The organism is Pseudorhodoplanes sp. (assembly GCA_032027085.1).
In the GTDB taxonomy this organism is placed as follows: domain Bacteria; phylum Pseudomonadota; class Alphaproteobacteria; order Rhizobiales; family Xanthobacteraceae; genus Pseudorhodoplanes.
Genome location: JAVSMS010000001.1, coordinates 2105522 through 2118159, shown reverse-complemented (window position 1 = coordinate 2118159; position 12638 = coordinate 2105522). Strand labels below are relative to the sequence as shown.

The 12638-nt window shown below is 55.4% G+C and carries 11 protein-coding genes; 9 read left to right on the top strand and 2 right to left on the bottom strand.

Annotated elements, in window-relative coordinates:
- Positions 1-364 precede the first annotated feature (364 nt).
- Positions 365-1099, top strand: a complete 735-nt coding sequence (locus RO009_10315) for a hypothetical protein (protein MDT3685422.1) — start codon at positions 365-367, stop codon at positions 1097-1099.
- 9 nt (positions 1100-1108) lie between these two features.
- Positions 1109-2182, top strand: a complete 1074-nt coding sequence (locus RO009_10310; GenBank protein ID MDT3685421.1) for a GNVR domain-containing protein — start codon at positions 1109-1111, stop codon at positions 2180-2182.
- 225 nt (positions 2183-2407) lie between these two features.
- On the opposite strand, the gene RO009_10305 is transcribed toward RO009_10310, so the two are convergent.
- Positions 2408-2650 carry a hypothetical protein gene (locus RO009_10305; protein ID MDT3685420.1) on the bottom strand — a complete coding sequence of 81 codons (243 nt, stop codon included), beginning with the start codon at positions 2648-2650 and terminating at the stop codon, positions 2408-2410.
- Positions 2651-2960: 310 nt separating this feature from the next.
- Here RO009_10305 and RO009_10300 point away from each other — a divergent pair, with 310 nt between their 5' ends.
- From RO009_10300 to RO009_10270, 7 genes are all read left to right on the top strand, one after another.
- Positions 2961-3764, top strand: a complete 804-nt coding sequence (locus RO009_10300) for a response regulator transcription factor (GenBank protein ID MDT3685419.1) — start codon at positions 2961-2963, stop codon at positions 3762-3764.
- A gap of 440 nt (positions 3765-4204) precedes the next feature.
- Complete coding sequence (locus tag RO009_10295) at positions 4205-4906, top strand: sugar transferase (GenBank protein MDT3685418.1); 702 nt, start codon at positions 4205-4207, stop codon at positions 4904-4906.
- Between the two features lie 512 nt (positions 4907-5418).
- Positions 5419-6819 carry a hypothetical protein gene (locus RO009_10290; protein ID MDT3685417.1) on the top strand — a complete coding sequence of 467 codons (1401 nt, stop codon included), beginning with the start codon at positions 5419-5421 and terminating at the stop codon, positions 6817-6819.
- A gap of 55 nt (positions 6820-6874) precedes the next feature.
- Complete coding sequence (locus RO009_10285; protein ID MDT3685416.1) at positions 6875-7624, top strand: class I SAM-dependent methyltransferase; 750 nt, start codon at positions 6875-6877, stop codon at positions 7622-7624.
- Positions 7625-7631: 7 nt separating this feature from the next.
- Positions 7632-9275 (top strand): DUF4214 domain-containing protein, encoded by a 1644-nt coding sequence (locus RO009_10280; GenBank protein MDT3685415.1) that lies wholly within the window; start codon positions 7632-7634, stop codon positions 9273-9275.
- Positions 9272-10717, top strand: a complete 1446-nt coding sequence (locus RO009_10275) for a lipopolysaccharide biosynthesis protein (GenBank protein MDT3685414.1) — start codon at positions 9272-9274, stop codon at positions 10715-10717. The genes RO009_10280 and RO009_10275 overlap by 4 nt, the downstream gene beginning before the upstream one ends.
- 29 nt (positions 10718-10746) lie before the next feature.
- Positions 10747-12018 (top strand): glycosyltransferase family 4 protein, encoded by a 1272-nt coding sequence (locus RO009_10270; protein MDT3685413.1) that lies wholly within the window; start codon positions 10747-10749, stop codon positions 12016-12018.
- Here RO009_10270 and RO009_10265 read toward each other — a convergent pair.
- Positions 12015-12629 (bottom strand): methyltransferase type 11, encoded by a 615-nt coding sequence (locus RO009_10265; GenBank protein ID MDT3685412.1) that lies wholly within the window; start codon positions 12627-12629, stop codon positions 12015-12017. The two genes, RO009_10270 and RO009_10265, sit on opposite strands and share 4 nt — an antisense overlap.
- Positions 12630-12638 lie beyond the last annotated feature (9 nt).

Below are 12638 nucleotides of genomic sequence, written 5' to 3'. Positions count from 1 at the left end.
CTTTTGAAGACGTTCACCGATCTGAACGAACCGCCTAACCTGCACGGAGATTGCCATCGAGAGATGCGACAGTGTCATGCTTGGAGTCGGCTCTGCATTCCGACACGCATACCGCGGACTTTCCGCAACAAGTCGCCGATGGAACAGCCGGGCGTCCAGGCCTATTTGGGGTGACGGTCTAGCGGAGCAATCACTATCCACGCTTTGGTACCGCTGCACCTGGGATAGCGTATCGGAAGATGAACTCGCATTTCTCATTCCCTCGCTCGCGTCCGAGGTTGGGACAGGAACGCGAGCCGGCGCGATCGGCCCAAGCCGGTACTTGCGCCGCGCCCTTGGCGCCCGTCTGCATTGGGCGGTACAGATGCTGTCATCGACCCTGCGCGGCAGCACAAATGTATCAAAACAGGTACGTGACATAATTGCCCAGAGCGGCACCATAACCGCCCTCCCCTTCCATCAGATCTGGGCTGAGGGACAGGCAGCATTTCCGGAACTGTATGGCGACTCGCCAGTCTTGCGCTCTCTCGTCGGACCTGTAAGAGAAAAGCGAGGTCCGGAAATAGATGCTAACCGCGATGTCTGGATCTTTGAGTTGACCGTTCTGGCATGTCTGGACCGGATCTTACGCGACTCGCTAACCAAGACTGGGACCCCAGATCAAACCAATGATCGCTTCAGTTTGCCGGAGGCGCTCATTGCAAGTCTCTATGCGAGCTTCAACGGCGCATATGTTTATCGGGATTTTGTAATCTTCCACGAATTGCTGCTGATCGCCGCCTGGTTGGGATATTTAGTGCGTGGTCGACCTGCGCTGATGCCAACTTTCATCGCCGAGTATCTCGTAGCGCAATTCGGACGCGCGCCGGTGAACGGCAATTCCGAGAGCGCTCGGTGTGATCTTATTCTCAACATCCACGCCGATCTCACAATTGGATCAGAGCGCCTTTTGAAGATTGCGCGCCGAGTCATGGCCAGCGGTAATCCGATAACAGTGAGGCCGGCACAACGGGCGCAAAATGCTGTCGATGCCCGCCATCTCTGCAATGAGACAATTTCAGCCCGCATCGTCAAGCACCTCAATTTTCAGCACTTCTGAGCGGGACTCATGCAAGAGCGCGTAACAACAGGGCGACCACACTTACACCGGATACCAATTACGAAAGCTGTTGAGACCGGAGAATTCATCAGCCTCTCCGACATCAATCGGTTCATTCGACAATATTTCTGGACAATAGCCGGTCCACTGCTTCTTTCGGTGGCTATTGCGTGCGTGTATTTATTCTTCGCGACATCGATTTTCATCGCCCGATCTCAGATACTCATTGATCCCAAGACACCGATACTTCGTGAGCAAACTGGAGAAGTGAATTTCTCTCTGGATTCAGCCCAGGTTGAAAGTCACATCGCTGTTTTGCGATCAGAGAAAATTGCTGCGGCCGTAATTGCAAAACTTGGCCTTGAGGACGACCCCGAATTTCAGGACGCTTCGAAATTGAACATTGGCAAGCTATTGGCGTGGCGTGCACCAGAAGAGAACAACGCGGAATCAACTTTTGTTAAGGCGCGCGGCGCCATCACAGCATTCAGCGCCGGCTTAGTCATTCGCCGAGTGGGCCTATCGTATGCCATCGAAATCGCATTTTCGTCTGCGAGCCCAGAAAAAGCTGCCCTCATCGCCAACGCGACAGCGGAAGCGTATCTACGTGATCAGATTGAATCGAAGTCGGAATCGGCACGACAAGCCAGTAGATGGCTAGAGGTGCGTCTTGCCGAACTGCGGGCACAGATGAATATCGCGACACTTAGAGTTCAGGCGTTTCGGGCAAAGCACGATTACAGTGTCGACGTGAGACCAGAAGATATTACTGAGCCTAATCGTCTGCAAGATTCGAATACGAACATCGATGTTGGCCCAAAGAAACCCACGCTTGAGGAGCTCGAGACGACGGCCGAGACGTATCGCAAGATATATGAGAGTTTCCTTCAGGCTTATACCGCTTCCGTTCAGCGGCAGTCCTATCCTGTCTCCGATGCACGAGTCATTACGCTTGCCGCACGACCGCTTGCCAAAAGTTATCCGCGAACCACGTTGGTGCTGGCCTTGGCACTGCTGATTGGACTCACGATTGGTTTCGCACTTGCTATCACGCGACACAGTCTTGGCGGTACGCGAACATAACAATCGATCGAGGTAGCCCAGGATTTTCTGGTCACTGATACGGCGACAAAAGCAAGCCCGGATACGTCTTCTCAGACAAAGTGCTGTGCCCGAACAACGGATCAGATGCATGGCTGCTTAAACGGATCAGCTTGGGGCAATCCACGTGAAAAGAAACAAATTGTAAGATCTGAGGTACCGAGGTGGATGCTTAGAACATTAAGCTACTCGTCAGCAGTTTCTCAATCACCGCTTTTTCGGGTTAGCTTCGAGCTTGGAGACGATGTCAGCCTCGCTCCGGAGTGCCGCGGCAATCTTTTTTGCCTCCGCCGCTTTCAGCAGAAATGGCGTACCGTCGTTAAGTTGAAGAGCAACGACCTGGGATCCTTCAATCCGCCCGACCGCCCAAGAAGTGACTTCTGCGCACTTTGTTTTCCGCCCTAACTGCTCGCGCAGGAGTTCAGCTGACTGTTCCTTTGATCTGGCCATGCTTGATCCGTAAACAAATAACTCATTCCCAAACAACTCATTGGTCCATAAACAAACAACTCAAGAGGGCCATAAGTCCGCAATAGGTAGTTTGTCGTCGCCATAAGTTAGCTCTCTACCGCATCAAAAGAGCTATTCGACTTCGGTTCTCCTGCTCTTTTGTCCAGGTCGGCACCCTGCCACGACCCGAAAGCGGTAACCTGGTGGCCAAAAGATATAGTAAACATGGCGTTAAGAAGGCAGTAACCTTTCAAACATGTAGGAGACAAATTGCGGCCGGGACAGCAAAATTTCAATTTGTGAGGGCGTCATGCGCAATCTCAGAAACGAAGACACCGGTGTTTTCAACATTTCCTGGATGCATTCCTCCATCAAACCGCTCGACCAAGATTCACTAGGTTTTAATTCTGGGCTAAGGGACTTAGGGTCACGGTCCGAAATAGATGTCGCGACAGATGAGCCCCTGGCCCCTGTCATTGTCGTTATTGAAAAGAGGGCCTTTGTCCGCGAATGTCTGACGCGCAGCTTAAAGCTGATATCGGGACATAACGTAAATTCCTTTCCAAGCGTCGACAGCTGGCTGGCCGTTTCCGATAGCATTTTGGCCTCGTTTGTCGTGTTGTGTGTCGCAGGAAAGCCAGACGAGGCGGAGATGCGTCGTGATCTTTCCTTGCTTGCGCAATCGCATAATCCACTGCCGACAATTATCCTTTCTGATGTCGAGGAGCCCGATGAAATTATCAGAGCGCTGAATAACGGAGCGCGCGGATACATTCCGACGAGCGTTCCTCTTGAGATTGCCGTCGAAGCGATGCGTCTCGTCAAAGCAGGGGGCGTTTTTGCGCCTGCAAGCAGCCTTGTAGCGATGCGACCGTCCACAAAACACATTACGTCATCAGCGCACGTGGACAATGGTCCTTTCACCGCGAGGCAGACCGCAGTGGTTGAGGCACTACGACGAGGAAAATCAAACAAGATTATTGCGTACGAACTCAACCTGAGGGAAAGCACCGTCAAGGTACACATCAGAAACATCATGAAGAAGCTCAAGGCCAAGAACAGAACCGAAGTTGCCTATATGACCAATGATATGCTGCGCCCCACCAGTAGATGACTCAGAATCGATGGTCCCATTCATCAGGTCGGATCGCTGCTTATAAAGCTCGACTGATAGCGCGGACGCTGACTATCTGCCAAGCGGCACCAGCGGCGCCTCGTTAAAGAAGCATTTCTGACTAACAAAGTTGCTCCGCGCAAAGCTCCTCCTGCAAGCAGGAAGTATGAGCTCCAACTCAAGCAATTTACGTGCGTAAGCATTAAGGGGCGTTGCCCGCTTGAATGGCACTACTCCCTTTGCACGCCTTGCTACTCCTGCCGCTAGAGAAAATACTGACGTAAATTTGGCTGCAGGTGTTAGCCATGAGGCTTCACGTTTCGAAACCAGCTACCGGATCAAGCCAAGTGAGCGAGGCTTCTCCACTCAGCCACGCAAGTGCGAACGACGTTTATCTAAGAGCAAAGCAAGAGGAGCCACTCCGTTTCGCAGTCTACGAAATGAAACCATTTGCAGCTGCATCAAATTATTCGGCCGATCAGCAAGGCACGGTATCCGCCAATTTTCGCCGCGCGCCGCCCTCAGTGCCTCTCGGAGGCGCGCCAAAGAGAGCCATGGATATCGCGATCGCTCTCTGCGCGATCACATTGCTTCTGCCCTTGTTGGTAATCATCACTGGACTGATCAAGTTGACGATGGGCGGACCGACGATATTTGCCCACCCCCGCGTTGGCTATAACGGGAAGCTGTTCAAGTGTTATAAATTCCGCACCATGGTCCGTAATGCAGAAGAAGCGTTGCGTCTGCATCTCGCAAACGACCCAAAGGCTGCGGAAGAATGGCATCGAACCAGGAAGCTAAGAAGTGATCCGCGCGTTACTGTCCTGGGCCATTTGCTGCGGAAATCGAGCCTTGACGAACTGCCTCAGCTAATCAACGTCTTGCGCGGCGAAATGAGCTGCGTTGGGCCACGACCGATTGTCTTGGAAGAATTGCAAGAATACGGCGCCAGTTCCGAAGATTATTTCAAGGCAAGGCCAGGCTTGACAGGCATCTGGCAGGTGAGCGGCAGAAGCAATGTCAACTATGCGCGGCGTGTTGCCCTCGACTGCGCTTACATAAGAAATTGGTCCATTTGGGGAGATATCATCATTCTCGCCAAGACAGTTTTTGTCCTGACAAACTTCGATGAAACCGCCTAGCGACCAACGGCGCGCCCGGATTTCTGCTTGCGCACAAGTTTGCAATACGTCGCGTCCGTTCAATCGAGTTACTTCAGAATTGGGATCTAGTCAGCCATCGCCGAACTTCTTCTTCAGCTTTGACCACGTGAAAGAGCCAAGAAGCCCGAGCAGGTATGCACAGCTCAGCCCTACCAGCAATATTAATACCGACATAGCTGCCCTTTGTAAGGGCCAATCTCCAGCAAGGGCGACGGCGATGTTCATCATTGCGACTATTGCCGCAGCGGATGCAAGAGCTGGCGCGCGGAACCAGAATCCAAGAAGTAATCCCGCTACACTGACTGCAAGCAGTGCCCAGAGCACAATGATATCTCCATTGAAACGGCGCCATGAAAGCAGAGTCGGCTGACCCGATAAAGAGTGTGGACACGCTCGTCACATGAAAAGGATCGCATTGGAGCATGACTGCCGCCGCTGTGAGGTCAAGTTTTCGGCGAATGCCGGCCGGAAGAGCCGACGAGCCCTAAGCCATGCAGATTTTCGTCGTCGGAGCTCTTGTTTGCGCCGGGCTTTTAATCGTTGGCTATTACCAGCGAGCAACGGTCATTGTCGCACTGATCGCTTCCTTCGCATTTGGATCTACAGCGATTGCGACAATCGAATCGCTGGGAGGCGCGTCTCCACTGATCTTTACAGTCTTTGCAGCTCTTTTGCTGGTGTCAATTCCGCTTCGTCGACATGCCTTACACGATCTTGGTGTCGCCTTAACGAGATCAGGGGCTCCATGGATCATAGGCAGTCTTATCCTCTACACGACCCTCGGAGCAATTATTCTTCCTCGGCTTTTCGCCGGCCAAACCACCGCCTTTGTCCCCTCCCGGGTTAGCGGTGAAGTCTTCGAATTGCCTCTCGCGCCCGTATCGGGCAATATCACCCAGACTGGCTATTTCAGTCTTGGGGCGCTGGTTTTCCTCGCACTCAGTATTCTTCTCACGCGTCGGAACAAGTTGCAGATGATCCGGCGCGGTTTCTTCACGCTGTGTGTTCTGCATGTCGCGTTGGGCTTTGTTGACTTAACGGGAAAGCTCATTGGAGCGGGCGACGTTCTCATGCCTGTCCGCAGCGCAAGTTATGCGCTGGCTACCAATGTTGAAGAGGCCGGCTTCTTTCGTATCGCCGGCGGATATTCTGAAGCATCGGCGTTCGGCGGAGTCGCTCTCGCTTGTCTGGCATTCACGTCTACCTATTGGCGAAGGACGCGATCATTTTTGGCATTTGCGCTGTCGATTGCGTTGATTGTTCTTCTTGCCCTTTCCACGTCGACCACGGCGTATGTCGGACTCACTATCATTTCACTACCACTTGTCGCCTCCATCATTCGTTCGATCTTGGTGGGACGCCTTTCGGGAGAGGACCTGATATTGGTCGCACTGGTGTCTCTCTGCGTTACGATCGCACTGGCGATCTATCTGTACAATTCAGAAGTATTTGCGCCCGTCATAAAGCTGTTCGAGGCGACGATACTCAACAAATCGTCGTCACTTTCGGGACAAGAGCGCGCCTACTGGAATCTGAAAAGTCTGCAGTCGCTTTTCGATACGGCAGGACTGGGAATAGGCCTTGGTAGTTCGCGGTCTTCGAGCTGGATTATCTCCGTTCTTTCTCAGTTCGGTGCGATCGGCGCCTTCCTTATGGCTGCGCTTGTCGTGGATCTCATGAGAGGGCTCGGCCAGAAGTCGGCCCGGAGCGATCTCGAGATAGTCGCCATTCATGACGGTGTGCGTGCTTTTGCCTTGTTGTGGCTCATGGCCGCTGCGATCGCCGGCGGTGGCGCAGATCCGGGTCTTCTGTTTTTCGTCTCGTTGGCAACGGTTATAGCGTGTCGACAGCAAGTCTCGCGCGGTCACGTCACGTCAACAGGAACTAGTTGAGCGGAGCACGTACCAGAAGCAGCGACAGGTAGCGACATGGATTGAGGTGATTATAATGTCGGCTAACACGGACAGAGTCTGGCGGAATTTCGGATCTATTGATCCATTCTTTGGGGTGCTTTCCAATCCCCGCTACCGCTGCGGTGAAATGAACGCCGAGCGTTACGCGGAGTTCTATGCAACCGGCGAGCAAGACGTTGCACGAGTGGTTCAGCAACTCGATCTATTTGCTCCCAATCATGAAACCGGAACGGTGGTGGACTTCGGTTGTGGGGTCGGGCGTTGCCTAGTGGCATTTGCGAGTCATTACCGCAGCGCAATCGGCGTCGACATTTCCGATGGAATGATCGCAGAAGCGCGCAGAGCCGCGGAAGAAAGACGCCTCGACAATGTGCGTTTCGCAAGTGCGCTCGATACGCTCGCGCCCTCGGCGGACCTCGTGCATAGCATGCACGTACTGCAGCATATAGATCCGCGTCACGGTTTTGCGCTCGTTACCCGGATGTGGGAATTGCTGCTTCCAGGCGGAGTTCTATGCATTCAATTTCCGATTATTCCCATGAGGCCGTTCTTTTCAAAAGTGAAAGAAGGACTCAAGACATGGTTTCCAACACTGGTCCAGGCAACCAATCTGCTTCGGAACGGACACGCCGATCCACCGATGCACATGTATTGCTATGATCTGAACGCGGTGGTGGCTGGCCTTTATGCGTCCAGATCAGCCGAGATTCGCATCATTCGATGCGACCCAGACGCCGAATATTTCGGCGTTTTCTTATTTGCTCGCAAAGGCCGATCCAGGTGAATCCGCGATGAAATACGTGGAACACCAGAGCCCCACGACTGGATTACTGCCGACCTCCCGGTGGCTGCAGCAGGCGTCGGTGGAACCTGAATCCAGGCCACCCCATATCGCGCGGGAGCATATTTGGAACCTATCTATTTTCAACCGCGCCTTTGTCGTTGGACTGCTGTCTATCTCCGTAGCCGTAATGGGCACCACGACAATACGGGCGGACCTGCTTTGGGGCGTGAACGGGCATCCGTTCAACGGCTATCCCGGTGTCTCATTCGAGCGTCAGCTGGATTACGTGAAAGACCTTGGAACAGGCTCCTACCGGGTCAATATTTCCGACATGCGTTCTGCGCCCGAACTGGCCAGGCTCGTCAAGGCAGCCAAGTCTCGCGGCATCGAGATCTTGCCTGTGATCACTCCGGGGCTTGACCTCGCCAATGAGACCTCCGCGAACCTCTACGCAAAGTCTTACAATTTCGCTGTCACTCTCGTGTCGCGTTTCAAAAACGACATCCGCGTCTGGGAGCTTGGGAATGAGTTGGAAAATTACGCCATTATAAAGCCCTGCGAAATGCAGGATGACGGCGTCCAATATAATTGCTCCTGGGGTCCTGCTGGCGGCACCGGCGTTCTGCATTACTACAGCCCGCGCTGGTCGAAGGTCAGCGCCGTCCTGAAAGGTCTCTCCGACGGCACAAGCGCCGTGGATCCAACGATCAGAAAGGCCATCGGAACTGCCGGTTGGGGACATACTGGTGCTTTTCTACGCATGCTGCAGGACGGCATCAGGTGGGACATCACCGTCTGGCACCATTACGAAGGCGATCCTGAGGAAGCATTCAAATTCCTCGTCACGCTTAACCGGCCGATCTGGGTGACTGAATTTAACAATGCAGGAGGTAGCGAGCAGGGCGAACAGCAACAAGCCGCCGGATTGGTGCAGATGATGGAGCATTTGCGCCGACATCAATACGCTTACAACGTGGAGGCCGCCCACATCTACGAACTGATGGATGAGCCCTACTGGGCTCCGAGTTTCGAAGCCGTCATGGGCTTGGTTCGTCTGATCAAAGATGGCAAAGGCGCCTGGACACCGGGCCCGCCCAAATCAGCCTACCACGCCGTCAAGGATTTTATCGCAAGCGGCTTTGCACGAGATGAACCCTCGGCGACATCCGGAACAACTGCTTCCCCCAAAGCACAAACACTCACCCCGCATCCCTCGCCCGCAGCAAGAGCGCCTGCCGACTGCGATCTAGCCTCGTTCAACCGTTCTGCCTTCAGTCACGAAAATCAGGTGGCCTATGGCTACTGTCTCATCATGCGCCGCATGCCAAGCCCCGCCGAGCAATGGCGTTACGTGACGGCACTGAAGAAAACTCTGGCTGTTCCGCAAATGCTCGTGGAAATGCTGAGCTCCGACGAGGTCAGCGGAAATTATCTGCCGGCCGCGCTGACCAACTCCGAATACGTAACCCGGCTCTATCGACTGCTGCTCGGACGGGAACCGGATGGTAGCGGGTTTGCGAATTATGTCTCTCAACTCGATCGCAGCCTGTTGAGCCGCAACAATCTACAGCAAGAATTTCTGCACTCGAACGAGTTTCGGTTCAACCACGCAATCCTTTTTCCCGACCAGCGTCAAAGAGATACGCAATGACGTCGATCGGCCGGAAAATCATCAGCGGCGCAGCCTGGACGGCGGTCGAGACGTGGGGTCGGCAGGCGGCGATGTTTGCCGTCTTTGTCATACTTGCCCGCCATCTCGGCCCCGAAGCGTTTGGTCTCACTGCGCTTGCAATGGTGGCCCCAATCATCCTCGCGGTCCCGGTAACAAAAGGAATACCTGAAGCACTCATTCAACGGGCGGAGATCGAGCCCCTTCATCTCGATTCCGCCTTCTGGCTCCTGTCCGTGACCGGCGTGCTGCTCAGCGCGCTGATTTGGATATTTTCCGGTGTAATCGCCGCCGCGTTCGGCCAACCACTTCTCGAAGATCTCGTCCGCTGGACGAGCGTTATTGTGGCAATTCAGGCGCTTGCGGCAGTGCCGACGGCGGTACTCAAACGTCAGCTCCATTTCCGTCTGTTTGCCGCGCGCACGCTGCTCGGCACGGCTGTAGGCGGGACGCTTGGCATTGTCATGGCAATCGCCGGTTTCGGCATGTGGAGCCTCGTCTGGATGCAGCTCGCAAAGGCGACGGTGGAAACCACTGTCATTCTCTTCGGCAGTTCATGGCGACCGCGCCTGCGATATTCCTATGCGCGCTGTCGTGACCTGTTTGGCTTTGCAGGCCCGATCGTCGGCCAGTCGCTGTGGAATTTCGTGAATGACGAGATGCCGAAAGTTATACTGGGCACATTCCTCGGACCATATGCGGTTGGCATTTACACGCTCGCCCGCAAGCCGCTGGAGCTCCTCGTGGAGGTGTTCCTGGGTCCCCTCATGGCAGTGACGATGCCGGCGCTGGCGCGTCTTCAAGATGAGCCGGAAAAAATCGATCGTTACTTCAACACGACCGTGCGCATCGCCGGGATCGCCGGCTTTCCGGCATTCATAGGATTTGCCGCAATCGCGCCTGTCGCGGTGCCATTTATCTTCGGCCAACAATGGGCCAGCGGCACCGTCGCCGTCCAAATCCTCATGTTGCTCGGCCTGCAGCGCACGATCGACAGTCTCTGCGGGTTTACCATCCTTGCGCTCGGCCATTCTGGCCTGATCCTGAAGCTAAACATGGCTTACACAGCGCTCGGGGCGATCCTGCTCACTGCCGCCGCACAGATCAGCCTTGAGACAGCGATCGCGGCGCTCGTCGCCTGCAATCTTGTGCTGCTGCCGGTTTTTCTCTTTTTCGTCCAGCGCATCGCGCAAATCGACATATTGAAGCCGCTCGCGATATTCCCGCGACTTGCGATCGCGGCTGCAACCATGTTTGCGGCCGTGACCGCATGGCTTGTCGGTGCTCCAGCCTACGTTCCCCAGGAAATTCTAATTGCGGGCGGAATCGCCGTCGGCGCTGCCGTCTATATCGCTGCCGCCATCGTGCTGGTGCGCCCCGACCTTCTCAACGCCCGTGATGTGCTTCTGAGGCTGCGTGAATAGACGTGAATGACGGGCCAGGATTCAGGTTCATGAAAGTTGCGTTCGTCTGCCAGCATTTCGATCTGGTCCTTCCGCCAAATCAGAGCTCTATTGGCATCTGGACCTATGAAGTCTCGCGCCGCCTGGGCGCAGTCTGCGACGTGACTGTTATCGCCCGCCGCTCGCGCGGAGAGGCTGCACAGGTCGATATCGACGGCGCGCGTATGGAGCTTCTCACCTGTGCGCCGGTGCGCGTGTGGGGCAAGGCGTCCCGGCTATGGAGCCGAGTCTGCCCGCGTGCTCCGCTTTTTGCGCGCAGCTTCTACGCCCTCGACTTCCTCATCCAGGCAACGCGGAAACTCCGCCGTCTCGCGCCAGACGTCATTCATCTTCAGAATTTTCCGCACTATGCACCGGCTATTCGGCGCGCCGCGCCCAACGCCGCAATTGTCTTGCACATGCATTGCGACTGGCTCGCCCGGCTCGACCGTGATGTCATGGCGCGTGGTGTGGCCGCATCCGATCTTGTCGTCGGTTGTTCGGGGCACGTCGTAGCGACCGCTCTCGAACGGTTCGCAAACGCGGATGCACCTTTTGCTGTTCTGCCCAACGGTGCGCCGGTGGAACGGCTCGCCCGCATTGGAGCGCGGCCTACGGTAGGAAAGGTGTTGTTCGTCGGGCGTGTGTCGCCGGAGAAGGGCATTCACACGCTGCTCGAAGCCTGGCCTAAGGTCATTGCCGCCCACCCCGAGGCCCGTCTCGACATCGTCGGTCCGCCAGCCGAGACCCCACGAGAATTCCTGATTGATCTGAGCGAGGACCCGGACGTGTTGAACCTGTCTCGGTTCTATCGCGGAGGAATGGCCTTCAAAGGTTCGTACGGCTCCGCGTTGCGTACGATGGTTCCACCACAGCTCAGGCACACAGTTAATTTCACCGGTCCGGAAACGTATGAGCGCGTCATTGAGCGTTGCGCCGGCGCATCGCTGCTCGTGAATCCATCGCTCAGTGAATCCTTCGGCATGAGTCTCATAGAGGCCCTTGCAACCGGCACGCCGGTCGTGGCGACCCGCGCAGGTGGCATGCCGGAGATCATCGAAGCGACCGGCGGCGGCGTGCTCGTCGAAAAAAACAATCCAGCCGCCCTTTCTGACGCGATCATTCGACTGCTTGCCACTCCCGAAGCGAGCGCGGAAATGGGCCGGCGCGGCGCAAAGCGTGTCGCCGAGCTTTATCCATGGACACGGATCGCCGCTCTCACTCACGACCTGCATGGCGAGGCCCTATCGGTGCGGCGGTGGCGAAAGGCCGCCGCAGGCTAAGGCTTTGTGAAAAACGTATAGGTATGTCGATAACTTGTCTCGGTCCGGTGCTCGCTCACACCGAGTGGCGGAAACGCGCTGCGCGTCAAGGCAGTGAGCGACGAGCTTTCGCTCGGCGGATAAGGACGCAATTCGTCGGTGTCGTTCCAGCCCAGGATGAACCAGCCACCAGACCGCAGACAATGCCGGCATGCCTCGAAAGATGGTTCCGCCTCCTCGCGTGTTTCAATTGCTGTCTTCATGAACACGCCGTTGCAGACGATCGCATCGAAATATTCGGCGGGCGCGTGCCGCTCAAGATTTTTCAGAGCATCAACGACATGGCGGCGCGCGCCATAGCGGCGCTTACCCGGGTCGATTTCCAGCGTCCAATATTCCATGGATCGGAACAAGGATTCGTAAGGTTTCGTGTACCACTCACAACCGACAAACAGGATACGCTTTATCGTCGGGTCATCGCGCAGATAGGTCAGAATGACTAACTCGAGAAGCTTGCGGTCTTCGCTCAGATGAAAAGTGCCAATGTGACGCGCCAGAAACGGTGCGCGCGCCCGCAGGAAATCGCGTACTGCGTTCCTCGTCTCTGTGACTATGCTGCTCCTGCCTTGCATGAGACCCTC